24 protein-coding genes and 1 pseudogene are annotated in these 23222 nt (G+C 43.1%); 20 read left to right on the forward strand and 5 right to left on the reverse strand.

The window, feature by feature from the left end; translation table 11 throughout:
- Window positions 1–90: 90 nt before the first annotated feature.
- The 15 genes and pseudogenes from napF (at window position 91) to GKR61_RS06985 (ending at window position 13959) form a co-directional block, all read left to right on the forward strand.
- Window positions 91–582, forward strand: a complete 492-nt coding sequence (gene napF, locus GKR61_RS06915; RefSeq protein ID WP_108478306.1) for a ferredoxin-type protein NapF — start codon at window positions 91–93, stop codon at window positions 580–582.
- Entirely contained in the window at window positions 566–835 is a 270-nt protein-coding gene (napD, locus tag GKR61_RS06920; RefSeq protein ID WP_006660695.1) for a chaperone NapD, read from the forward strand. The genes napF and napD overlap by 17 nt, the downstream gene beginning before the upstream one ends.
- Window positions 832–3318: a nitrate reductase catalytic subunit NapA gene (gene napA / locus GKR61_RS06925; protein WP_132496677.1), complete on the forward strand. Its 2487-nt coding sequence runs from the start codon at window positions 832–834 to the stop codon at window positions 3316–3318. The genes napD and napA overlap by 4 nt, the downstream gene beginning before the upstream one ends.
- 6 nt (window positions 3319–3324) lie before the next feature.
- Entirely contained in the window at window positions 3325–4020 is a 696-nt protein-coding gene (gene napG, locus GKR61_RS06930; protein ID WP_036952102.1) for a ferredoxin-type protein NapG, read from the forward strand.
- On the forward strand, window positions 4007–4870 hold the full coding sequence (napH, locus tag GKR61_RS06935) for a quinol dehydrogenase ferredoxin subunit NapH (RefSeq protein ID WP_154600059.1): 864 nt from the start codon (window positions 4007–4009) through the stop codon (window positions 4868–4870). Before napG ends, napH begins: the two co-directional genes overlap by 14 nt.
- Complete coding sequence (gene napB, locus GKR61_RS06940; protein WP_036952098.1) at window positions 4867–5316, forward strand: nitrate reductase cytochrome c-type subunit; 450 nt, start codon at window positions 4867–4869, stop codon at window positions 5314–5316. Before napH ends, napB begins: the two co-directional genes overlap by 4 nt.
- Before the next feature lie 9 nt (window positions 5317–5325).
- The gene (gene napC / locus GKR61_RS06945; RefSeq protein WP_036952097.1) at window positions 5326–5928 is read left to right on the forward strand and encodes a cytochrome c-type protein NapC; all 603 of its coding nucleotides are present in this window, start codon (window positions 5326–5328) and stop codon (window positions 5926–5928) included.
- 136 nt (window positions 5929–6064) lie between these two features.
- Window positions 6065–6817, forward strand: coding sequence for a heme ABC transporter permease (locus GKR61_RS06950; protein ID WP_036952096.1), 753 nt, complete (start codon window positions 6065–6067; stop codon window positions 6815–6817).
- Window positions 6817–7029 (forward strand): heme exporter protein CcmD, encoded by a 213-nt coding sequence (gene ccmD, locus GKR61_RS06955; RefSeq protein WP_036952095.1) that lies wholly within the window; start codon window positions 6817–6819, stop codon window positions 7027–7029. The genes GKR61_RS06950 and ccmD overlap by 1 nt, the downstream gene beginning before the upstream one ends.
- The gene (ccmE, locus tag GKR61_RS06960) at window positions 7026–7505 is read left to right on the forward strand and encodes a cytochrome c maturation protein CcmE (protein WP_036952093.1); all 480 of its coding nucleotides are present in this window, start codon (window positions 7026–7028) and stop codon (window positions 7503–7505) included. The genes ccmD and ccmE overlap by 4 nt, the downstream gene beginning before the upstream one ends.
- Window positions 7502–9432: pseudogene (locus GKR61_RS06965) on the forward strand (heme lyase CcmF/NrfE family subunit). The gene ccmE and the pseudogene GKR61_RS06965 overlap by 4 nt, the downstream one beginning before the upstream one ends.
- Window positions 9429–9986, forward strand: coding sequence for a thiol:disulfide interchange protein DsbE (dsbE, locus tag GKR61_RS06970; protein WP_154639689.1), 558 nt, complete (start codon window positions 9429–9431; stop codon window positions 9984–9986). Before GKR61_RS06965 ends, dsbE begins: the two are co-directional and overlap by 4 nt.
- Window positions 9983–11056 carry a cytochrome c-type biogenesis protein CcmH gene (locus tag GKR61_RS06975; RefSeq protein ID WP_036952087.1) on the forward strand — a complete coding sequence of 358 codons (1074 nt, stop codon included), beginning with the start codon at window positions 9983–9985 and terminating at the stop codon, window positions 11054–11056. The genes dsbE and GKR61_RS06975 overlap by 4 nt, the downstream gene beginning before the upstream one ends.
- 250 nt (window positions 11057–11306) lie before the next feature.
- Window positions 11307–11735, forward strand: coding sequence for a DUF2946 domain-containing protein (locus GKR61_RS06980; RefSeq protein WP_154600058.1), 429 nt, complete (start codon window positions 11307–11309; stop codon window positions 11733–11735).
- 181 nt (window positions 11736–11916) lie between these two features.
- Window positions 11917–13959, forward strand: coding sequence for a TonB-dependent copper receptor (locus GKR61_RS06985; RefSeq protein ID WP_108478300.1), 2043 nt, complete (start codon window positions 11917–11919; stop codon window positions 13957–13959).
- Between the two features lie 54 nt (window positions 13960–14013).
- Here the strand turns inward: GKR61_RS06985 and GKR61_RS06990 are convergent, their stop codons facing one another.
- The gene (locus GKR61_RS06990; RefSeq protein WP_036952078.1) at window positions 14014–14898 is read right to left on the reverse strand and encodes a helix-turn-helix domain-containing protein; all 885 of its coding nucleotides are present in this window, start codon (window positions 14896–14898) and stop codon (window positions 14014–14016) included.
- Between the two features lie 971 nt (window positions 14899–15869).
- Here GKR61_RS06990 and GKR61_RS06995 point away from each other — a divergent pair.
- Complete coding sequence (locus tag GKR61_RS06995; RefSeq protein WP_036952076.1) at window positions 15870–16124, forward strand: helix-turn-helix domain-containing protein; 255 nt, start codon at window positions 15870–15872, stop codon at window positions 16122–16124.
- A gap of 495 nt (window positions 16125–16619) precedes the next feature.
- Here the strand turns inward: GKR61_RS06995 and GKR61_RS07000 are convergent, their stop codons facing one another.
- Window positions 16620–17261 (reverse strand): NAD(P)-dependent oxidoreductase, encoded by a 642-nt coding sequence (locus GKR61_RS07000; RefSeq protein ID WP_036952072.1) that lies wholly within the window; start codon window positions 17259–17261, stop codon window positions 16620–16622.
- An 87-nt stretch (window positions 17262–17348) separates the two neighbouring features.
- Complete coding sequence (locus tag GKR61_RS07005) at window positions 17349–17984, reverse strand: TetR/AcrR family transcriptional regulator (RefSeq protein WP_036952069.1); 636 nt, start codon at window positions 17982–17984, stop codon at window positions 17349–17351.
- Between the two features lie 104 nt (window positions 17985–18088).
- On the opposite strand from GKR61_RS07005, the gene GKR61_RS07010 reads away from it, so the two are divergent.
- Window positions 18089–18781, forward strand: a complete 693-nt coding sequence (locus GKR61_RS07010; protein ID WP_036952066.1) for a DAPG hydrolase family protein — start codon at window positions 18089–18091, stop codon at window positions 18779–18781.
- A gap of 84 nt (window positions 18782–18865) precedes the next feature.
- On the opposite strand, the gene GKR61_RS07015 is transcribed toward GKR61_RS07010, so the two are convergent.
- On the reverse strand, window positions 18866–19843 hold the full coding sequence (locus tag GKR61_RS07015; RefSeq protein WP_036952064.1) for an FUSC family protein: 978 nt from the start codon (window positions 19841–19843) through the stop codon (window positions 18866–18868).
- Window positions 19844–20066: 223 nt separating this feature from the next.
- Between GKR61_RS07015 and GKR61_RS07020 the strand changes: the two genes are divergently transcribed.
- Window positions 20067–20687, forward strand: coding sequence for a malonate decarboxylase holo-ACP synthase (locus tag GKR61_RS07020; RefSeq protein ID WP_036952061.1), 621 nt, complete (start codon window positions 20067–20069; stop codon window positions 20685–20687).
- Between the two features lie 87 nt (window positions 20688–20774).
- Here the strand turns inward: GKR61_RS07020 and GKR61_RS07025 are convergent, their stop codons facing one another.
- On the reverse strand, window positions 20775–21404 hold the full coding sequence (locus tag GKR61_RS07025; protein WP_132496664.1) for a glutathione S-transferase family protein: 630 nt from the start codon (window positions 21402–21404) through the stop codon (window positions 20775–20777).
- 433 nt (window positions 21405–21837) lie between these two features.
- On the opposite strand from GKR61_RS07025, the gene GKR61_RS07030 reads away from it, so the two are divergent.
- Both GKR61_RS07030 and GKR61_RS07035 read left to right on the forward strand, forming a co-directional pair.
- Complete coding sequence (locus GKR61_RS07030) at window positions 21838–22395, forward strand: cytochrome b (protein ID WP_036952053.1); 558 nt, start codon at window positions 21838–21840, stop codon at window positions 22393–22395.
- A 13-nt stretch (window positions 22396–22408) separates the two neighbouring features.
- Complete coding sequence (locus GKR61_RS07035; protein WP_036952050.1) at window positions 22409–22987, forward strand: YceI family protein; 579 nt, start codon at window positions 22409–22411, stop codon at window positions 22985–22987.
- Window positions 22988–23222 lie beyond the last annotated feature (235 nt).

A 23222-nucleotide genomic window follows, 5' to 3' on the forward strand; every position in this document is an offset into this window, starting at 1 on the left:
ATTAATATTCACAATAAATAATCATATAAAAAGTACGGTTTATCAGTCTCTTTTAGCAGTTTTTGGTTGGGCAATGTAAAGGAAATAAACATGGTTGATATCACCCGTAGGGGAGTTTTAACGGGGGCTTGGCGTAATGCTGCACCCGTAATTCGACCACCATGGAGTGGTAGCGAAGCACGTTTTATTGAACAGTGCACTCGTTGTAACCAGTGTATCAAGAGTTGTGAAACGGCAATTTTGCAACCGGGTCCTGGTGGCTATCCCATGGTCGATTTTCAGCGTGGTGAATGCACATTCTGTTATGCATGTGCAGAGGCCTGTCCTGAGCCTATATTCCTTCCTCAAAATACCCAGCCTTGGAATATCAAGATTGCCATTGGGCAACACTGTCTGGCGTACAAATCGATTGAATGTCGTCGTTGTGAAGACAGTTGTGAGCCTCAAGTGATCGCCTTTCGTCCATCACTGGCCGGTATTTACCAGCCAAACATTGATATGCAGGGTTGTACAGGTTGTGGCGCATGTGTCGCAGGATGTCCTGTATCAGCCATTACCATGGAGCATGAAGATGCACAATAACTGGCAAGTTTGCAGTTTGATTGTTCAAGTCAAAAGTGAACGCATTCCAGCTGTGACAGATGAATTACATCAAGAACCCAACTGCGAAGTGGCTATTTCCTCCCCTGAAAATGGCAAGTTAATTGTGGTTGTGGAAGGGGAAGACAGCAAAACGCTTTTAGATACTATCGATTTTATCCGTGATATCGATGGTGTATTGGATGTTTCACTGGTTTATCACCAGCAGGATGAGCAATGTGAGGAAAAAGTATGAAACTCAGTCGTCGTAGCTTTATGAAAGCCAATGCGATAGCGGCCGCTGCTGCGGCGGCAGGCGTTGGCGTACCAAGTATTGCGAAAGCAGTGGTTGGTCAGCAAGAAAGCATTAAATGGGATAAAGCACCTTGCCGTTTCTGCGGTACAGGCTGTGGGGTTTTAGTTGGAACGCAAAACGGACGTATCGTTGCGAGCCAAGGTGACCCTGAAGCTCCTGTAAACCGTGGTCTGAACTGCATCAAAGGCTATTTCCTACCAAAAATCATGTACGGAAAAGACCGTTTAACTCAACCGCTTTTGCGTATGAAAGACGGTGAGTACGATAAAAACGGTGAATTTACCCCAATTACATGGGAAAAAGCCTTTGATGTGATGGAAGAGAAAGTCAAAACCACCCTCAAAGAGAAAGGTCCTGAAGGTATCGGAATGTTTGGTTCCGGTCAGTGGACGGTTTGGGAAGGTTATGCTGCATCCAAACTATTTAAAGGTGGCTTCCGTTCAAATAACTTAGACCCAAATGCACGTCACTGTATGGCATCAGCGGTTGTAGGCTTTATGCGTACCTTTGGTATGGATGAACCGATGGGCTGTTACGATGATATCGAACATGCGGATGCTTTCGTGCTGTGGGGTTCGAACATGGCGGAAATGCACCCAATTTTATGGTCGCGTATCACCAACCGTCGTCTATCTAACCCTGATGTTCGTGTCGCTGTACTGTCTACATTTAAACACCGTAGCTTCGAATTAGCGGATAACGGCATTGTCTTTACGCCGCAATCAGACTTAGTGATCCTCAACTACATCGCTAACTACATTATTCAAAACAATGCGGTGAATCAGGACTTCCTTGATAAACACGTTAATTTACGTCGTGGGGTTACTGATATTGGTTATGGTTTACGTCCAACGCATCCTTTAGAGCAAAAGGCGAAAAACCCAGGTTCGGATGCCTCTGATCCAATGACATTCGAAGATTACAAAGCGTTTGTTGCGGAATATACCCTCGACAAAACCGCTGAAATGACGGGTGTTCCGAAAGATCAGTTAGAAGCGCTAGCTAAGCTGTATGCAGATCCTAACGTGAAAGTCGTTTCCTACTGGACAATGGGCTTCAACCAGCACACGCGTGGCGTCTGGGCGAATAACTTGGCATACAACCTGCACTTATTGACCGGTAAAATTTCTCAACCAGGTTGTGGACCGTTCTCCTTAACAGGTCAACCGTCAGCCTGTGGTACTGCGCGTGAAGTGGGGACGTTCTCTCACCGTTTACCAGCCGACATGGTGGTCACCAACGAAAAACACCGTGAAAAAGTGGAAAACGTGTGGAAATTACCAGCGGGAACTATCCCAGAAAAAGTGGGATTACACGCTGTTGCTCAAGACCGCGCATTAAAAGATGGCAAGCTCAATTTCTATTGGGTGATGTGCAATAACAATATGCAGGCGGGTCCAAATATTAATGAAGAGCGTATGCCAGGTTGGCGCGACCCACGCAACTTTATTGTGGTTTCAGACCCATACCCAACTGTCAGCGCACTGTCTGCTGACCTGATTTTACCGACAGCGATGTGGGTAGAAAAAGAAGGAGCATACGGTAACGCAGAGCGTCGTACACAATTCTGGCGTCAACAAGTGCCAGCACCGGGCGAAGCAAAATCTGACTTAATGCAGATGGTGCTGTTCTCTCGTCGCTTCAAAGCGGAAGACGTTTGGCCGGAAGAGTTATTAGCGAAGAAACCAGAATATCGCGGAAAAACGTTATACGACATTCTGTTTGCTAACGAATCAGTGACCAAATTCCCAATTACAGAACTGGCGGCTGACCAGCTGAATGATGAATCTCGTGAACTCGGCTTCTACCTGCAAAAAGGGCTGTTTGAGGAGTACGCAAGTTTCGGTCGTGGTCATGGTCATGACTTAGCGGATTTCGATGCATACCACAAAGCTCGCGGTATCCGCTGGCCAGTTGTGGATGGCAAAGAGACCCAATGGCGCTACAGCGAAGGTAATGACCCTTACGTAAAAGCTGGGCAAGGTTTCCAATTCTACGGCAAGCCAGATGGTAAAGCGGTGATTTTCGCACTGCCATTTGAACCAGCCGCAGAAGCGCCAGATGCTGAATACGATTTATGGTTATCCACAGGACGCGTTCTTGAACATTGGCATACTGGCAGTATGACTCGTCGCGTGCCTGAGTTGCACCGTGCATTCCCTGAGTCCGTGGTGTTTATGAACCCGCTGGATGCAAAAGCGAAAGACTTGCGCCGTGGGGATAAAGTGAAAGTGCTTTCTCGCCGTGGGGAAGTGCTCTCAACCGTGGAAACTCGTGGTCGTAACCGCCCACCAAAAGGTTTGATTTATATGGCATTCTTCGATGCATCTCAGTTAGTGAATAACCTCACTCTGGATGCAACGGATCCGCTATCGAAAGAGACGGATTACAAGAAATGTGCAGTTAAATTGGAAAAGGTGTAATTGCGTATGTCCCAGAAACCGAGTTCCCAGAATAGTCGCCGCCGTTTTTTGCGTGATGTTGCTCGCGCAGCGGGTGGACTGGCGGCTGTTGGTGTGGTACTGGGGCTTCAGCAACAAACCTCCCGAGCGAGCGGAGTGCATCTTCGCCCGCCGGGTGCCTTAGACGAAAGTGCCTTTGCAAGTGCCTGTGTACGCTGTGGTCAATGTGTGCAAGCGTGTCCTTACGACATGTTGAAGCTTGCTACGTTGGCGTCTGGCATGGCAGCGGGTACACCGTATTTTATTGCTCGCGAAAACCCGTGCGAAATGTGTGAAGACATTCCTTGCGCCAAAGTGTGCCCAAGTGGTGCGTTGGATAAGGATATTGCTTCTATCAATGATGCTCGTATGGGGCTAGCAGTGTTACTCGACCAAGAGAACTGCTTGAACTTTCAAGGGTTACGATGCGATGTGTGCTACCGAGTTTGCCCTGTGATTGACGAAGCTATCACACTGGAACTTGAACAAAACCATCGAACCGGTAAACACGCGCGTTTCTTGCCGACTGTGAACAGTAATTACTGTACGGGGTGCGGTAAATGCGAACAAGCGTGTGTGCTTGAGGAATCAGCAATTAAAGTATTGCCACGTTCGCTGGCGAAGGGGGAATTAGGTCACCATTACCGTTTTGGTTGGCTGGAGGGAAACAATGGCAAATCGTAAGCACGATGCCGGACGTGAGGCTCTGGCGAAAAAAGGGTGGTGGGGAAGCCATAAATGGTTGGTATTAAGACGTACCAGTCAGTTGTTAGTGTTAGCCATGTTTTTGAGTGGTCCATGGTTAGGCGTGTGGATCTTACATGGCAATTACAGTAGCAGCTTATTGCTGGATACGATCCCATTGACGGATCCGCTAATTACTTTTGAAAGCTTAGCAAGTGGTTACTTACCGGGGATCTCCGCGTTAATCGGTGCCGGGATTGTTTTGGGGGTGTATGCCCTGTTAGGAAAACGGGTTTTCTGTAGTTGGGTGTGCCCTGTTAATCCGGTCACGGATGCGGCGGCATGGCTACGTCGAAAATTCGAATTCAATCAATCCGCCACGATCCCACGTTACATCCGCTATGTTTTGCTGGGTGTCATTTTGTTGGGATCGGCATTAACAGGTACGTTGCTTTGGGAATGGATTAACCCCGTTTCTCTGATGGGACGTAGCTTGATTTTTGGTTTTGGTAGCGGCGCTTTAGTTTTAGTTGCACTTTTTTTATTCGATTTATTGGTCGTGGAACATGGTTGGTGTGGTCACTTATGCCCACTCGGCGCACTGTATGGTGTCGCGGGGTGTAAAGGGGCTTTAGTCGTGACCGCCCATAAAAAAGAGCAGTGTAATCGCTGTATGGATTGTTTCCACGTTTGTCCTGAGCCGCAAGTTTTGCGCGTTCCGGTTCTTGATAAACAAGCCCCAGCACAGATCACGGCGAAAGATTGCACGACGTGTGGTCGCTGTATTGATGTCTGTTCTGAGGACGTTTTTAAAATAACACTAAAATGGAGTTCGGGAGCTAAATCATGAAAAACCCTGTCCTGAAAAGAACTTTAAGCCGTTGGATAGCGGGTATGGCCGTTGTCGTGAGCAGTTTTGCATGGTCGGCGAATGGCGTCGATCTGGCTCAATCACCAGAAGTGTCAGGCACACCAGAAAGTGGCATTCATATTCCTAAAGAGCAGGAAAAAATGGCACTGAACTACGTTAACCAGCCACCGATGATCCCTCACAGTGTTGAAGGGTACCAAATTACCACGAACACAAACCGTTGTTTGCAGTGCCATGGTGTGGAAAATTATCGTACCACTGGCGCACCACGTATTAGCCCAACACACTTTATGGATGCAACTGGTAAAGTATTAGGTGAAGTGGCACCAAATCGTTATTTCTGCTTACAGTGTCATGTTCCTCAATCTGATACTGCGCCGATTATCGATAATACCTTTACCCCATCTAAAGGCTTCGGGAAATAAGGGGCGGATATGACTAATAAAAGTGATAAACCGGGGATCATTCGCCGAGTTTGGCAGTGGTGGTGGCGCCCAAGCCGTTTAGCGTTGGGAACGTTGTTGATTATCGGTTTCGTTGGCGGTGTTATTTTCTGGGGCGGTTTCAATACCGGAATGGAAAAAGCGAACACGGAAGAGTTCTGTATTAGCTGCCATGAAATGCGTGAAAACGTCTACGAAGAGTATATGGATACCATTCACTATACTAACCGTAGTGGGGTGAGAGCGACATGCCCTGATTGCCACGTACCTCATGAGTTTGTGCCAAAAATGGTGAGAAAAATCAAAGCCAGTAAAGAGTTATACGGTAAGATTTTTGGCGTGATTGATACACCACAAAAATTTGAAGCTCATCGTCTAGAAATGGCGCAGAACGAGTGGCGGCGGATGAAGGATAATAACTCCCAAGAGTGTCGTAACTGCCACAACTTCGACTATATGGATTTTACCGCTCAAAAAAGTGTCGCTGCAAAAATGCATGACCAAGCGTTAAAAGACGGAAAAACCTGTATTGATTGCCATAAAGGTATTGCGCATAAGTTACCAGATATGCGAGAAGTGGAACCAGGCTTCTAAGAAATAGGCTAGCTGGCTAATTGAGTCAGCTAGCCTAAGTTGTATTTGTGATAAATCAATAAAATTACGTGGTTTTTGTGTATTGTAGCTATTATTAATGCACAGCATTTTGTGAGATAAATCGGGGCTATTAACTATGTGGAAAAAGCTTCACCAATTAGCAATTCCAATGAACTTATATAGAATATGTGGGCGACTGGCTCCATGGTTCATTGTGTTAAGTGTGATCTTTCTGGCGGTGGGCTGGGTTTGGGGCTTTGGTTTTGCACCAACCGATAAAACACAGAGTGATAGCTACCGGATCATTTATATTCACGTCCCCGCGGCCATGTGGTCGATGGGGATTTATGCCACTATGGCTATCACGGCGTTCATCGGTCTTGTGTGGCAGATGAAAATTTCTGAGTTAGCTATTGCTGCAATGGCACCCGTCGGCGCTGTATTCACCTTTATCGCGCTTGTCACCGGCGCCACATGGGGTAAACCAATGTGGGGAGCTTGGTGGGTATGGGATGCGCGCCTGACATCTGAATTGATCCTGTTATTCTTATATGTTGGGATCATTGCCCTGTGGCACGCATTTGATGACCGCCGTACAGCAGGAAAAGCGGCTGCCATTTTAGTGTTAATTGGGGTGATCAATTTGCCGATTATTCACTACTCAGTTGAGTGGTGGCAAACTCTGCATCAACCATCAACACGTATGCAAGAAAGCATTAACCCAGCGATGCGTACACCATTACGTTTAGCTATTTTGGGGTATTTATTCCTGTTTATTTCGTTGACACTAATTCGTCTGCGTAACCAACTGTTAATGTTAGAGCGTAACCGACCTTGGGTACTGGAACTGATGACTAAGCGAGAAAATAGCCATGAGAGGAAATCATAATGAATAGTGCATTTGCCTCTTGGAGTGACTTCATCGCCATGGGTGGATATGGATTTTATGTTTGGTTAGCGGTTGCGCTAACCCTTTTGCCATTAGCAGCATTGTGTATCCATACCTATATTCAACGAAAAATGATTTTTAGCGCGATTGTTCAGCAACAAGCGCGAGAAGCAAGACAAAAAGCCGCTAGAGCGCGCAGGGAGGGGATGTGAATATTCGTCGCCGTAACCGACTGTGGTTGGTTTCATCCATTATTTTAGGTGTTGGGCTGACTTTTTCATTGGTGCTATACGCCTTAAGTTCCAGTATCGACCTGTTTTATACCCCCGGTGAAGTGATTTACGGGAAGCGAGAAACGCAAAAAGTACCTGAAGTCGGGCAGCGTTTACGCGTGGGTGGCATGGTGATGCCTGGCTCCGTTGTGCGCGACCCAGACTCGCTGAAAGTGACTTTTACCGTTTATGATGCGGAAGCCGAAATTGACGTGAGCTATGACGGTATCTTGCCTGATTTATTCAAAGAGGGGCAGGGTGTGGTGGTGCAAGGGGAATTAGAACCAAATAACCATGTGATGGCGAAAGAAGTGTTAGCCAAACATGATGAAAACTACACGCCACCAGAAATTGAGCAAGCGATGCAAGAAAACCATAAACGTCCTGCTGCAATGTATAAGGACAATGCATCATGATCCCTGAGATTGGTAATATCCTTCTGTGTTTAGCATTAGGGGTCTCTGTATTACTCTCTTTTTATCCTCTGTGGGGTGTGGCACGTAATGATGCCCGCCTGATGGCGGCATCTAGACCACTAGCTTGGCTGCTTTTCCTGTTTATTGCAGGGGCATTTTTAGTCTTAATTAATGCCTTTGTGGTAAATGATTTCTCCGTCACTTACGTGGCAAATAACTCCAACACGCAATTACCGATTTGGTACCGTGTGGCGGCAACATGGGGCGCTCATGAAGGGTCTCTATTGCTGTGGGTACTGCTCATGAGCGGCTGGACATTTGCGGTGGCGTTATTTAGTTATCGTATGCCTCTGGATATTGTGGCGCGAGTGCTCGCGGTAATGGGTATGGTGAGCGTCGGTTTTTTGCTGTTTATCATTTTTACCTCAAACCCATTCTCTCGCACCTTGCCCTCCTTCCCGATTGAAGGTCGTGACTTAAACCCACTGCTGCAAGACCCAGGACTGATTTTCCACCCGCCATTACTGTACATGGGCTATGTGGGCTTCTCGGTGGCCTTCGCCTTCGCCATCGCTGCATTACTCAGTGGGCGCTTAGATAGCTCCTTTACCCGTTTTGCACGCCCTTGGACGCTAGCAGCATGGTTCTTCTTAACACTGGGAATTATGTTAGGGTCGGCGTGGGCATACTACGAATTAGGCTGGGGGGCTGGTGGTTCTGGGATCCGGTAGAAAATGCCTCCTTTATGCCGTGGTTAGTGGGAACTGCCTTAATCCACTCATTATCAGTCACTGAGCAGCGCGCCACCTTCAAAGCATGGTCGCTATTATTGTCGATATTTGCCTTCTCATTGTGCTTATTGGGTACATTCTTAGTCCGTTCAGGCGTATTGGTTTCGGTGCACGCCTTTGCTTCTGACCCCGCTCGAGGGCTATTTATTCTTGCTTTTATGGTATTGGTGATCGGCGGCTCGCTGCTTGTCTTTGCGATACGTGGCCATAAAGTACGTTCTAAGGTGAATAACGCATTATGGTCCCGTGAATCCCTGCTATTAGGGAATAACGTGATTTTGACAGCCGCCATGTTGGTGGTGTTGTTAGGCACATTGCTGCCGCTTATCCATAAACAAATTGGTTTGGGAACGATTTCGATTGGTGAGCCGTTCTTCAACACTATGTTTATCGCCTTGATGGTACCTTTTGCGCTGTTACTAGGTATTGGACCGCTAGTGCGCTGGGGACGTGATCGTCCTGCGGCTATCCGCAAATTGCTGCTGATGGCGTTAGTGCTGACACTCATTCTCTCTTTCTTGCTGCCTTGGCTAATGCAAGACCGAGTTGAAGCGCTGACAGTGCTGGGCTTAATGATGGCGTGCTGGATTGTTATTTTGGCCTTCGCTGAAATGAAGGTGCGCATCAGTAAAAAAATCAAACTGACCTCAAGCTATTGGGGAATGGTACTGGCTCACCTTGGTTTGGCGGTGACTATCGTGGGGATCGCCTTTAGCCAGAATTACAGTATTGAACGTGATGTGAAAATGAAGCCGGATGATAGCATTGCTATTCGTGGATATACCTTTGTATTTAATGGGGTACATGAAGCGGATGGTCCAAACTATCAAGGGGTGATTGGTACTATCACGGTGAAAGAGAATGACAAGGTGCTCACCACGTTGCATCCAGAAAAACGTTTTTATAGCACCAGCCGTGCAGTGATGACAGAAGCCGCTATTGATGGCGGGATCACCCGTGATTTATACGCGGCTCTGGGTGAGGAGATCTCCCCAAATGTGTGGACACTGCGTTTGTACTATAAACCGTTTGTCCGCTGGATATGGGCGGGTGGCGTATTTATGGCAGTAGGCGCGTTATGCTGCTTGTTTGATTCGCGTTATCGTCGTCGCAAGCTACAAGGGGAAGCTGTATGAATCGCAAAGTCTTTTTAATTCCTTTTGTTATCTTTGCGGTGATTGCTGCCGTGCTGTTATGGCAATTGGTACGTAATGCGGAAGGGGATGATCCCCGCTTGCTAGAGTCTGCCTTGATTGGTAAGCCAGTGCCTGTTTTCCGTTTGGAATCCTTGGAAAATCCGGGGCAGGAATATGACACCAAGGTACTGATCCAAGGGCAGCCAATTTTATTGAATGTCTGGGCGACATGGTGCCCGACTTGCCGTGCTGAGCACCAATATTTGAATCAGTTAGCATCGCAAGGGATCCGCGTTGTGGGAATGAACTATAAAGATGATCGCCAAAAAGCGATCGGCTGGCTCCGCGAATTGGGTAATCCATACGCATTAAGTTTATTCGATGGACAAGGCATGCTGGGACTTGATCTCGGTGTGTATGGCGCGCCTGAAACCTTCTTAATTGATGGGCAAGGGATTATTCGTTATCGCCACGCCGGTGCGGTTGATGAGCGAGTTTGGCAAAACGAGCTGAAGCCGCTGTGGGATCGTTATAGCAAGGAGGCCAATCAATGAAATATGTGATTGCCTTGATGATGTGGGCGCTCAGTGCAGGTGTAAGCTTGGCTTCCACGGAAGTTTTCACGTTCGAAAATGAACAGCAAGAGCAGCAATTTCGTAAATTAACGGAAGAGTTACGTTGCCCGAAATGCCAAAACAACAGTATTGCTGATTCCAACTCGATGATCGCTCTCGATTTGCGCCAGAAAGTGTATGAGCTGATGCAAGAGGGAAAAAGCCGCGATGAAATCGTCGATTATATGGTGGCGAGATATGGTTATTTCGTGACGTATAACCCGCCATTAACGCCGCTGACCGTAATGTTATGGGGGATGCCATTTGTGGCTATCGCCGTTGGGGGATGGTTGATTTACGCCCGTTCTAAAAAACGTGTCAGAGCCAGCCAAGTCGCTCAAAACGATGATGACGAGCCGTTGCCTGAAGCGAGCCGTGTGAGTGCTTGGGTGTATGTTCCTGGCATTGTGATAGCGTTGGGTGTCGCAGGTGCTGCGTATTATGAAGTGGGTAGCTACAGCAAAGTGAAAGATTGGAATGTGGCTTATCAGCAAGCGCCAGCATTGTTAGATAGAGCGCTGAATGCCAATGAGCTTCCACTGAATAATGAAGAGATGGAGAACTTGGCTTTAGGTTTACGTACTCGCCTTCAAGAGGATCCACAGAATATTGATGGCTGGGTGATGCTTGGTCGCATTGGGATGGTATTAGGGAACGCCACCATGGCAACCGATGCTTATGGTCGTGCTTACCGCTTATCCCCTGACGATGATGCGGTCGCATTAGGCTATGCGGAAGTATTAACCCGTTCGTCAGACCCAAGTGATAACCAAGAAGGTAATGAGCTACTCAAAAAGCTGATTGCGAAGAACCGAACTAACGTTAAAGCGCTCAGTATATTTGCGTTTAATGCGTTCGAACAAGGGCGTTATCCCGAAGCAATTTCGGCTTGGCAGATGATGTTAAAGCTGTTACCTGAGAATGATCAGCGTAGAGCTATTATTGAGCGCAGTGTCGAGCAATCGCTGATGATGCTGCATGAGAAGAAAGAGACACCGGAAGGTAAATAACGCTTTTCGGGGCATCTGGCATTAATGTGATTGAATAAAGGGAGCTTCGGCTCCCTTTTTTATTACAAAGTAGTCATTGCAAGCTTTCACTTATGAATAACCCATTATGATTAACTAATAAAATAGGAAACAAGATCCATTTCAATTAAGTATTTAATGCTTAACAATAATGCCAAAAAACAATAACATTAAGCCTCTTATTAAGATACAATCTGCGCCCATCTATAGGCTATGAAACACCGGAAAACCGTTGCATTTACGTCACGCGATTCGACAATTTGCCGCTTACCTTGCCTTACTCGCTGTTGCGATGCTGTTCGTTGCGCCATTGATTTCAAAATCAATGTCACATATGAACAACTGCTCGATGGGGCATGGGGAAATGGCGGAGCATTCGATGCAGCAGCATCAAGAAATGCCATTGTCTGAACATTGCGAAGATGGCGGTGCGATGAACCATATGCTGATGACGGGAATCGGGCAATCACCGATGGAAGACATCGCGTGTGGTTACTGCCAACTACTTGTTCACTTCCCATTTTTGATTTTATTTGTTGCTGCGGTGATCCGCCAATTAGCAACCCTCGCTATCTTTGTTCCTTTCGAACGTTGTATTCAATTACGAATTTTCCGTCCTTGGTCATTACAGCTAGCTCGAGCACCACCGACATCCTATTGATTCTTATTTCTTTATTTAACGTAATTTAAAACTGCATTTTGTCTTCAATGGACAAAACCACTTCGCTTATCCTGAAATTTAGCTTCATTTTCAGGAGGCTAGGCTGTTTTTCAAAAGAAGCTGAGTGGTCATTAACTCCTTGAGTTAATAGCAGTAAGAAACAGATAAAAATAGGCTAAAAATGAACTCAATTAATTTTAAATTTGCACCTATGACTGCGCTGGTGATTTCGGCTATCGCGTCAACATCCACTTTCGCCAAAGAAGAAAATCAAAGCTCAATCACCGATAGCTCAGTGATGATTGTCACCGCGCCAGTGGACTCGCCGTTAACTATTTCAACATCGCCTAAAACCCCAAGACAGCCAGTACCTGCGAGTGATGGCTCTGATTACTTGAAAACGATCCCCGGTTTTTCCCAAATCCGTAACGGTGGAACAAATGGCGACCCTGTTTTTCGTGGCATGTTTGGTTCTCGTCTTAAGATCATGACGAATGACAGTGAAATGTTGGGAGCGTGTCCTTCCCGTATGGATGCGCCGACATCCTATATTTCACCGGAAAACTTTGACTTGCTCACCATGGTGAAAGGTCCTCAAACCGTATTATGGGGACCTGGAAACTCGGCGGGAACGGTGCGTTTTGAGCGTGAAAAACCTGTCTTTACGGAGGGGGGCATTCAAGGTAATGCGAGTGCATTGACGGCATCGAACCAGCGTTGGGATGCTAATGCGGATGTGAGCTTGGGCAATGAGAAAGGCTATGTACGCCTGACTGGCAATAAATCTCACTCTAATGACTATAAAGATGGAAACGGGAACAAAGTACCGTCTAAATGGGATAAATGGAATGCGGATGTTGCAGTGGGCTGGACGCCGGATGAATACACATTACTCGAGCTTTCCGCAGGGAAAGGTGATGGTGAAGCGCGATATGCAGGGCGAGGAATGGATGGCTCTCAATTCAAGCGTGAAAGCTTAGGATTACGTTTCGAGAAAAGCAATATCGGTGAGGTATTCGATAAAATCGAAGGGAATGTTTACTACAACTACGCCGACCATATTATGGATAACTATTCACTGCGTAGCCCAACGAGCACAATGGGATCTGGCGGTGGGCATATGGGCGGTGGCCATGGCGGGCACGGTATGATGATGAATATGCCAATGAAAATGCGTGTTGACCGCGAGACGATGGGCGGTCGAGTCATGGGGACGTGGTTATGGAGTGATTATGAGCTGCGTACTGGTGCAGATATGCAGACCAATAAGCACCGTAAAAACAGCAATAATAGCTGGAAAAAAGATGCAGAATTTCAAGATTATGGCGTATTCAGTGAGGTCACTTGGACTGCGAGCGAGCAAGGTAAGGTGATTGGTGGTGGACGTTTAGACCGCGTATTGGTGGATAATTACACCGATGTAGGGTCTTCCGGTCGTAACACAGTCATGCCAGCAGGATTCGTTCGCTATGAACATGCATTACCTGAAACGCCAGTGATGTTATACGCAGGGGTAGGGTATACAGAAAGATTCCCAGATTATTGGGAGTTATTCTCGCCAAAAATGGGTCCGAATGGCAGCAAAAATGTTTTCGACAATGTGAAAACCGAGAAAACGACACAGTTAGATATTGGTGCGAAATACAATGATGATAAAGCCAATGCATGGATTTCTGCTTATGTAGGGCGCGTTGATGATTTTATTTTATTCCGCTATAGCCCAACTAACGCCAGAATGAGCCAAGTTGAAAACGTCAATGCGATGATCATGGGCGGTGAAATGGGCGTCGCTTATCAACTCAGCGATGAGTGGAAAGCCGATGCAAGCCTTGCGTATTCTTGGGGGAAAAATAGAACTGATGGACGTGCACTACCTCAAATGCCGCCATTGGAAAGCCGTTTAGGTTTAACGTGGGAAAAAGGCGATTGGACAACGACGGGGTTGGTGCGCATGGTGAGTCGTCAAGATCGCGTAGCAATCAACGAAGGTAACGTGGTTGGAAAAGACTTCAGCGAAAGTGCAGGTTTTACGGTATTTTCGATGAATACTGCATACCGTATTAATGAAAGTGTAAAACTGAGTGCGGGTGTTGATAACTTGTTTGATAAAACTTACAGTGAGCACTTGAACTTAGCGGGTAACAGTGGATTTGGTTATTCGTCCAATAGCCCTGTAAATGAGCCAGGTCGAACATTCTGGGGTAAACTGAACGTCACGTTCTAATTTATTCAGTACTGAATGAAGCTAACAACCCGTGTAAAAGCGGGTTGTTAGTTTTTATGTAATCACAGGAATATAGTAATTCAGCTCTTGGATGTAAGTATGAGGGTGACTAGTAAAATCCTCATAAGTTGGCGTTGATTTTAAAACATAATGTTCTATATCAGCGCCTAAGCCGCGAGCAATATCCATCTCGGCGAGCACCTTTCCATAAACGGTATAAATAATGTCGTTATAGTCAGTACCTTGTAAGTTACCGATAAATTTAATTTGCAAATAATTGCCGGCAGGCACCATCAATTTTTTAGTAAATGGTGGCATAACATCAAGATCGTTTTCATCAAATGCAGTGGAATAGAGGAAGCGGCCTTCTTCATCGGAGCTTTTATCAACCCCGTGGATAGCATATAAGTTTTTGGCAACAATCTTGTTTTTATCTAAAAAGCTTTTCCAATACTGGCGTCGTAACTCTTCAGTTTTTAAGTTCCACTCGTTAATGCCTTGTGTGTAGCGATGAGTCATTCCTACTAAGTGGATCTCTTTCAACTCAACTAATTCCACATGAGCTTCGAGCTCTTTACTTTCACGCAGAGGAAGGCAGAACCCTTCAATATGCCAGCCTGAGCGTTTACGATATTCTGAAGGCGTTACACCAAATTGTTTCTTGAATGCACGGCAAAAAGTTTGTTGTGAATCAAATCGATAGCGTAGTGAAATATCCATGATGCTATCACTCGTCAAGCGTAAAGCAACCGCAGAGCAGGATAAACGACGAGCGCGAATATAAGCACCTAACGCAAGACCTGTTTGGGCTTTAAATAATCGTTGAAAGTGCCATTTAGTGTATCCAGATTTATCAGCCACGGTATCAAGGGAGAGCCGTGACTCTAAATTTTGTTCGATCCAGAGAATAATTTCCCTGATAACACTTTCTTGTAGCATGGTTACCTTTCCAGTTACTTTTACAACAGGCGTTATTTTTAAGTAAGCGCCAAATCTGAGCATTAAAGTTAGATAAAACTCATCGTAATTGAACATAGGATAGCATGTCTACTGGCAATTTTTTTATATGCAATGTGAAGTTAGGTAAGTTTTAATTGGGTTTTTACACTCGAAATGATGGTTGGTTAGGCTATTAAACAGAGGTAACGTATTAGGAATACGCTGAATTTTTTGATAGTCTACAACGCATTTTTTGTTAACTCAGTCTTTATGCAAAGAAAATGCTATTCATATAAATAGAATTAAAGCGTTTAACAAATGAATAGAATTAAAGCAAATATTCAATAGGTTACTCGATTCAGTTGGTGTGAATATAATTCAATCATCATTCATTAATATTCATATTTTGTATGACAAAATAAGTTATTTGAGAAAAGTTAAATAAATGATAAAAAATTATTCTGATAGTGATAGATGATTTAGTCAGTTATTATTATGATATTGCATGTTGTTTAAGTGAATATGTCATTAGTAGATGATTTAAAATATAAGAATAAATTTAAGTATATAAACGTAAGCTATCATTATTTGAAAAAAGTTAAGATAATCCTTGATCATTGTTTTTGTGATTTTGTAATATAGCCATATGCTGCAGATCATCATTAAATGAGTAATTAAATTTTTGCATCATTATTTGATGGGCATAATAAGTAAATATACACAGGTATTAATCTGAATTTTATGTGATTGCTATCACGCTTTTATTTTTATATTACATGGATTATTGGTTTTATTTGTAATTTAAATCAACCAATTGCAGTTTTAAGTGAAAAATATCTATTTATGAGTGTCACTAAATGATGTGATGTATGTCGTATTTTATTAACATAAGTCAATTAATTAAACTTGGTGTGATGATAATTTAGCTGCCCTCATAATTGGTATTCAATCTAATAGTAAAAGGAGCATTTATGAATGAAAATGAAATTGCGAAAAAGCTAGGGATTAAGATCCGTATGCAAAGAGAAAGTCATAAAATGAGTATTCAGCAAGCGGCCGATTTAATTGGTGTTTCTGAAGATGAAATGAATCGTTTCGAGAGTGGAGAAAGCTGCATTGATGTTGATTCACTTTTTCAATTTGCCTATTTATTTAACTTGGAACCCGCATCATTCTTATATGGTGTTGTGAACATAAATAGTGGCGCTCGTAGTACACTTCATTAAAAATATCAGTATGTTATGTTTTTTATTTGTTTTTAATAGTTAGCTATCACTAGGAAAGCAAAAATTCTCTATTTTCGACCCTGCTTTGATAAAAGGGACTCCATGAATTTAATCGTCTGACCGGAAGAGATTATCTGTTTTACTATTATAGGTTGTTTCTTCCGGCTTAATACTCTGCTTTTAGATTATATCTGCATACAATAACTGCCTATTATGAATAATCTCATAAAGCTCATCAAAATCATCGCATCTAAAAATAAAATAAAACTCTAGTCTCAATATGAATTAATAACGCACAAGTTTAAATTATATTGATAGCTAAACTTAACTTTATTTAAATGATGATAATCTTAATTTAATTATTTATAAGTGAGTAATCATATTTTTATACGGGAATATACGAATATTCATTAAACGTTAATGATTGTATTACTTTTTATGTTAAACAAATAAACAGATACATTTAGTCATGATTTACTCGGAATCCATTTGTTATTAATATGCAGCTGTAAACTGCTGACGAATAAATTGTGGTCGCTCTACCTCATCTAATATCGCTACCGCTAAATCCTGAACGGATATTTTTGCGGGGGTATTGCCATTCATTAATAGCTGTTTTCCACCAAGGCGAAATGTTTCTGTCCGAGCGCCATCTTCAAGCATCGCGGCAGGAGAAACAAATGTCCAATCTAAGCTATCGATAGATTCCAACGTCGTTTTAAATTCTTTGACAGCTTGGGCTCCAGGCCAAATATTGGCTGGAAAATCGGGGGAGTCGAGCAATAGAACACCAGGGGCGATTTCTAAACTGCCGGCACCACCAACTACAATAAATCGTTTTATACCCGCCCTTTTTACGGCATCTAAGATTGCTTGGTTACCTGCAACCGTATCGCGGTACAGATTAGGGTTACTCCATCCTCCATTAAATGCGCTAAGCACCACATCTTGACCTTTAAGCCGGGATGTTAGCCATGCCACATCCGTAATATCTCCTGATTCAGCAATTAAATGAGCATGTTGGGCGAGCTGATTGCTGTGACGAGAAATTGCAGTAACTTGATGATGACGCATTAAGGCTTCAGAAACCAACGCTTTACCGACAAAACCCGTAGCTCCTAGGATCGATATTTTCATGTTTAGCTCCAGCTGCCTTTCATTTGTCAGGCTTGATGAATGTTAATGAAAGTATAGAGCATGAAAATGTATTTGGTTGTTTTTTCTCTAAACTCTAGAGCGACAAAAATCAATCACATGGGTGATCCTTTGCTGAAACTCGGGTGTCAGCCCAGCCGGGGAAAGCCCTAATGAAATTTGGCGTAATGGTTCAGCTATCGTCATAGAGAGGATCAAATCGCTGATAATGGCAAAATCATGCTGTTGGATAATTTCGTCTTGCGCATGGCGGGTTAACCATTGATTGAGTAATTGGCGACTGCGCTCAATACCGTTTTGTTGGTATTTTTCTAATAGCAATTCTTTGTGCACAAAATCTGTCTGCAATAAGCGATACAGCCCAACAGCTTCTTGGGAAAGAACAGTTTTTGCGACAATTTCTAAATTATTCTGCAATAGGCTAAATAGCTCATCGCGGGTCGTGGCTTTATGTTCAAACAAGGGTACAAAGCTATCCGTCCAATTGAGTACGACTCTTTCCACGAGTTCTTCACGATTTTCCATAAACCGATAAATGGTTTTTTTAGCTACGCCTGCACGTTTTGCCACATTATCAATACTGGTGAGTTGGTATCCATCTTCAAGTAGTGAATTCAGCGCTGCATTCATGATTTTTTCTTTGAGAAGCGCCTCAGGAATACTTGGGCGACCTCGAGTTGGCTTCTTCTCACTGTTGTTTGACATAAATGGCTTACCTCATTTTGCTATCTTGACTTTTTTTCATTTTAGCTCAAAACTAATTAGGAAACAAAATAAGTTTCCTAATAAAACGAGATAGGTAGGTCATCATGAAAACAAATCAAACATGGGCAGTTGACGACATAAATCAGTTGCTACTTCCACATCCGTTACGCATGGAAATGGGTATTGAGCGTGATGAAAATGGGTTATTAACAGTCGCAGTTCGTACCGATTTGCATGGTTGTAAAGGCCGAATGTTAACGTGGTGGTTTACCTTTTTTGAAACCACACAACATATCCGCTGGTGGCATCCCCATGACCATGTTGCTCATCACGGCTGGGATGATAAATGGCAAAAAGGGCAAAGTTTTATTGGCGCTTCCATCCATGCGGTTGAATCTCTCGGTGCGATCCCGCCTGTTGCTGCGAAGTTAAAATTTAGAGAACCAACGGATTTCTTTGAGGCTTCAGCTTATGAAAAAGCCATCAAAGAGGGGCATATTTCCGGTGCAGTTTGCTCTTCGATTGGCTTTGGTGAGCATATTGAAATAGATGCCAAGGGGTATCCTATTGATGGGAAAATGATGCATCTAGCCCGTGATACTGAGTTTGGTTGTGTATTACGTAGCCGTTTCTTGCTAGGCGCATCTCTTGAGGATCCGCGCACACAGCTGTCCGATGAAATTGGACTAGAGCTAATGCGCCACTGTTATAACGAATTTACCTATTTGTCTCGTTTCTTGCCGTCATTGTATTACGGCGAGCACGCGAATGGGGAAAATGCGTCATTACCATGGTGAAGTCGGGTAGAGCTTCAGCGAGATATCAACCTAATTAATCTATAAACAAAGTCTGGATGGTTAGCGCTATACCTCCGAATAGTGTTAGCTTTCCGGGCTTTTTTCTCTAAATAATTTCAAGATAATACTGGTAATGATAGCGATAGCCCCACCTAATGCAGTTTCAAGAACGCGATCAAACAATAATGTATAAACAGGATGACGCCAATAAACCACTTGCTCAAGAACGGAGAGGATTAGGCTGGTGACGACAAAAGTCATAAAGGTATAGCCGTGATGAAAGCTCATTGGCAGCAAAAAGGCGAAAACCAAAATCGCCACTAACCCAATATAAGGCATCAACGGGGTATTAAATAATAGAAATAGGAATAACACGGAAATTAAGCTACCCGCCACCCGTTGCAGTGTAATGCGTACAATGCTTTCAGATTTTGGGTGTAATACAAAAACAAAAGTCAGCAATGTCCAATAGAAATGCCCTAAATCTACCATCCGAGGGATAGCCAAAGTTAATAGTAATCCAATGGTATAGGTCATTGACCGCGGGATAATATTTTTACGTAGGGTAAATAGATTTTTTTCCACAGTAAGTGGCGTAATAATGGAATGGCGAGTCATTTTGTGGCTGAGAAAATAATAGGTGAGCAAGGTAACACCACTGCCAATTAAAAAGCCTAAGGTCAGGCTTTTTGATACTTCAGGCAAGATTGTGCCAATGGTGGACATGATAATCATGAATTTCATGGTTAAGTCCATGATCGGATCTGTGCCATAGAGCTGATAATAGATAAATGAGAATATCGCCAGATAAATATAAAACCCAGTGCCTAAGCGTAGCGTATCGCCAATATAGATGGCGACTAGAATCATGGATAGCCAAAAAGCAGTATAGAGGTAATTTTTATATTCTTTAGCGGCATTAAATAGGTTAAATGAGTAGAGCGTTGAAAATGCTGCCCACATGGCGGCCTGAACGTCGATCAGTGCAAATGCAGTGAGAGCGCTTAAAACTAAGCAGCTGCTGAACAGAATTCCGTCATGGATAGCAGGGATTTTCTTCATATTATGATGCTCAAAATTCGTAGTCTAACTCTTTAATTATTAAGAGTATTCTATGATAACATATTGCTATTTGAAGACAAATTTCCCCTTTAATAACATATGAACCTTTGTTTTTAATGGTACAAATAAAGATGTTGATTATGAGTGAATGTATTCATCTATCTGAAAAAATGCATAATAGCGCAGAGCGAGAGCAATTTGTCGTCATGATAAGGAAGAATAAATGCAAATAATTAATCCCCATGATTTTGTTTGGGTTGGTAGTAATAGCGATGTCCCTCTTGATACTCTGCCGGAATGGGTTCAAACGCAGTGGAACAGTAAACTACCCCTTATTGTGCACCGAGAAAAAGCTGATGAAAACCAACTCACCGTGGCTATTCGTGGTATTAAGCCCCATCAGCGTGTGACGACCCAAATTTCAAAATCGGCCATTACGCACATCATGAATGTGGAATCTTTAGTGTCGAATTCCATTGAACTGCAACGTTCGATGTTTATTGCGTTACCTCCTATCCAAGTTTTGTTGCTAATTTCTCAGCACAATTGGCCTTGGAAGTGGGGAGTGACGGGTAGCTGCGCTTATACACTGGCGACGGATATTCAAAGTATGCTGACAGATTGCGACCTTGATGTGGTGATTCGATGCCCAACTCGCCAGCAAAAAGAAGACTTTGCGCAGTTTGCAATCAAAGCCAATACGCCATATTGCCCAATTGATATTCATGTGGAAACACCGAAAGGTGGGTTTTCTTTAGCGGAATGGTTTAAAAATGACCAAGTAACGCTGCATACCCCAACGGGGGATGTGATGACTGCCGATCCTTGGGATGAAAGCCTCTAGGTGATTTGTGATTAAAATGAGCAGTTTGGGTCTGCTTATTACTCAAACTGCTCAAAAATTAATTTTGATGCTCGTACAGGTGTTTTTTTAGTGCTCGATAGACGGCTCGATTTCTGCGGCACGCTTCCACTCTTGCATCGCTGGTAATGCAATAATGCGCTCAATCCATTGTTGAGCCTGCTCATTGACTTTTAATTGGTAGCTTTGAATACGAAATGCTACAGGTGCAAAAAATGCATCGACGGCAGTAAAGTGTTTTCCTGCTAACCAAGGTCCTTCAAATTTATCAAAACCTTCCTGCCATAATTGCTGAATGCGATTTAGGTTTCCTTGCAGTTCATGTGAAATTTCAGTGAGAGGCTCATTTCTTGTCACATTCATCGGGCACTGTTGGCGTAGTGCGGTAAAACCAGCATGCATTTCAGCACTCGCGCTGCGAGCCCAGGCTCTCGCTGATTTTTCAGTGGGCCAAACTTGAGGGAAATCTTCGGCAACATATTCACAAATTGCCAAAGAGTCCCAAATGGTCTTATCGCCATCAATCAGGCATGGCACTAAGCCTGAAGGTGAAAAACGGCTAAATTTTTCATGGCTACTTTTGCCATTTTCGAAGAAGCAAATATTCTCTTCAAAAGGGATTTGTAATGCTTTTAACAGGATCCAAGGTCTTAGAGACCATGAAGAGTAATTTTTGTTGGCAATCCATAATGTATACATACGCTAGCCTCTAAGAATAAAGAAAAAACAACCTATAGACAGAGTACCAATTTAGCAGGAATAGAGAAAATTAGATTAATTTATTTATGGAAATAAAAATTTCACCTACCTATTTTAGAAAAGCTGAACTATATTTATAACAAATTCATCTATCATATTATGATGGGTAATAAGAAAATCAGCAGATTAAATAATCTTAGGCGCTATTAGATGTAATTTATTTACATAAATAGAAGATTCTTTATTAAAGGTTTACGCTTGTAATAAGAAAAATAGAATTCATCTATTTTTCATCATGATGATGATACTATTTGAATATCTTCGACAAAATATTTGTTTAACTTTGGGATAGGAATAAAGCCAGATTAACCTTATGATTATTCCTACTTGGTAAAACAAGTAATTACCTTTAAAACTATATGGTTTTTAAATTATGCAATGGAAAAATAACGCCACTCGTTATGGGCATCTTTCGCTGCTCATTCATTGGTTGGTCGCAATTGTCGTATATGGAATGTTTGCATTAGGCTTATGGATGGTGTCATTAGGCTACTATGACACCTGGTATCATCAAGCTCCTGAAATACATAAAAGCATAGGAATGTTGCTATTCTTTATCATGCTTTTTCGTGTGGTTTGGCGATTTATTTCTCCACCACCTAAGCCGTTATCGAGCTATAGCAAATTAACGAAATTTGCCTCCATTACGGTTCAGCTTTTAATTTATATTATTTTATTCTCTATTTTGATCAGCGGTTATTTAATTTCAACTGCGGATGGACAAGCAATAAGCGTATTTGGTTGGTTTGAAGTGCCAGCATTATTTACAGGTGCAGCAGAACAAGCGGATACAGCAGGTGAAATTCATCTTTATTTAGCTTGGGCTGTTGTTTTGTTATCTGTTCTGCATGCATTTGCAGCTTTAAAACACCATTTCTTTGATGGTGATATTACTTTAAAAAGAATGTTGGGTTTTAATCCCGATAAATAACGTGGAGAGAGTTATGTTGAAGAAATCTATTTTAGGTCTTGCTGCGGGTACTTTATTATTATCAGCAGGATCTGCATTGGCAGAAAATTATCAATTTGATAAACAAGGTCAACACGGTTTTATTGAATTTCGTATCCAGCATTTAGGTTACAGCTGGTTATACGGTAGCTTTAAAGATTTTGATGGTAACTTTACTTACGATGCGAAAGATCCTGCAAAAGATAAAGTTGAAGTGACAATTAAAACTGGCAGCATCGACACTAACCACGCAGAGCGTGATAAGCATTTACGTAGCCCAGATTTCTTAAATGCAGCAAAATTCCCAGAAGCGAAATTTGTCTCCACAGAAGTGAAAAAAGAGGGTGACAAATACCTCGTAACAGGAGACTTCACCTTAAACGGCGTGACAAAACCAATCACTTTAGATGCGAAATTAACGGGTGAAGGTAAAGATCCTTGGGGTGGCTACCGTGCAGGCTTCGAAGCAAAAGGGAACATTAAACTGAAAGAGTTTAATATCAAATCTGATTTAGGTCCTAAATCTCAAGAAGTTGAGTTAATGCTGTCTGTTGAAGGTGTTCAAGTTAAGTAATTCGTATTTTTGAAATGCGTTTCCTTCAATTTATCAAAGCCGCAGGGACTGAAATAAGTGCCTGCGGTTTTTTCATTCTTAATTCTGATTAGAACTGTTAATTTTCTACTTTTTTCTTCGTATTTACTCCTATTCCTATAGCGATATGCTCGCATTCACGACTAGAATAATAAGAGTTTATTATTGAGTATTGGTTTTTTGGCTTTTGTTGTTAACAACAAATTGTTAAAAGACA

It is taken from the genome of Providencia sp. wls1916 (genome assembly GCF_009706585.1).
GTDB lineage: Bacteria > Pseudomonadota > Gammaproteobacteria > Enterobacterales > Enterobacteriaceae > Providencia > Providencia lanzhouensis.

Bases quoted from the DNA above. Each gene is read 5' to 3' on its own strand.
- napF (WP_108478306.1), top strand. From the start codon at position 91: ATGGTTGATATCACCCGTAGGGGAGTTTTAACGGGGGCTTGGCGTAAT.
- napD (WP_006660695.1), top strand. From the start codon at position 566: ATGAAGATGCACAATAACTGGCAAGTTTGCAGTTTGATTGTTCAAGTC.
- napA (WP_132496677.1), top strand. From the start codon at position 832: ATGAAACTCAGTCGTCGTAGCTTTATGAAAGCCAATGCGATAGCGGCC.
- napG (WP_036952102.1), top strand. From the start codon at position 3,325: ATGTCCCAGAAACCGAGTTCCCAGAATAGTCGCCGCCGTTTTTTGCGT.
- napH (WP_154600059.1), top strand. From the start codon at position 4,007: ATGGCAAATCGTAAGCACGATGCCGGACGTGAGGCTCTGGCGAAAAAA.
- napB (WP_036952098.1), top strand. From the start codon at position 4,867: ATGAAAAACCCTGTCCTGAAAAGAACTTTAAGCCGTTGGATAGCGGGT.
- napC (WP_036952097.1), top strand. From the start codon at position 5,326: ATGACTAATAAAAGTGATAAACCGGGGATCATTCGCCGAGTTTGGCAG.
- GKR61_RS06950 (WP_036952096.1), top strand. From the start codon at position 6,065: ATGTGGAAAAAGCTTCACCAATTAGCAATTCCAATGAACTTATATAGA.
- ccmD (WP_036952095.1), top strand. From the start codon at position 6,817: ATGAATAGTGCATTTGCCTCTTGGAGTGACTTCATCGCCATGGGTGGA.
- dsbE (WP_154639689.1), top strand. From the start codon at position 9,429: ATGAATCGCAAAGTCTTTTTAATTCCTTTTGTTATCTTTGCGGTGATT.
- GKR61_RS06975 (WP_036952087.1), top strand. From the start codon at position 9,983: ATGAAATATGTGATTGCCTTGATGATGTGGGCGCTCAGTGCAGGTGTA.
- GKR61_RS06985 (WP_108478300.1), top strand. From the start codon at position 11,917: ATGAACTCAATTAATTTTAAATTTGCACCTATGACTGCGCTGGTGATT.
- GKR61_RS06990 (WP_036952078.1), bottom strand. From the start codon at position 14,898: ATGCTACAAGAAAGTGTTATCAGGGAAATTATTCTCTGGATCGAACAA.
- GKR61_RS06995 (WP_036952076.1), top strand. From the start codon at position 15,870: ATGAATGAAAATGAAATTGCGAAAAAGCTAGGGATTAAGATCCGTATG.
- GKR61_RS07000 (WP_036952072.1), bottom strand. From the start codon at position 17,261: ATGAAAATATCGATCCTAGGAGCTACGGGTTTTGTCGGTAAAGCGTTG.
- GKR61_RS07005 (WP_036952069.1), bottom strand. From the start codon at position 17,984: ATGTCAAACAACAGTGAGAAGAAGCCAACTCGAGGTCGCCCAAGTATT.
- GKR61_RS07010 (WP_036952066.1), top strand. From the start codon at position 18,089: ATGAAAACAAATCAAACATGGGCAGTTGACGACATAAATCAGTTGCTA.
- GKR61_RS07015 (WP_036952064.1), bottom strand. From the start codon at position 19,843: ATGAAGAAAATCCCTGCTATCCATGACGGAATTCTGTTCAGCAGCTGC.
- GKR61_RS07020 (WP_036952061.1), top strand. From the start codon at position 20,067: ATGCAAATAATTAATCCCCATGATTTTGTTTGGGTTGGTAGTAATAGC.
- GKR61_RS07025 (WP_132496664.1), bottom strand. From the start codon at position 21,404: ATGTATACATTATGGATTGCCAACAAAAATTACTCTTCATGGTCTCTA.
- GKR61_RS07030 (WP_036952053.1), top strand. From the start codon at position 21,838: ATGCAATGGAAAAATAACGCCACTCGTTATGGGCATCTTTCGCTGCTC.
- GKR61_RS07035 (WP_036952050.1), top strand. From the start codon at position 22,409: ATGTTGAAGAAATCTATTTTAGGTCTTGCTGCGGGTACTTTATTATTA.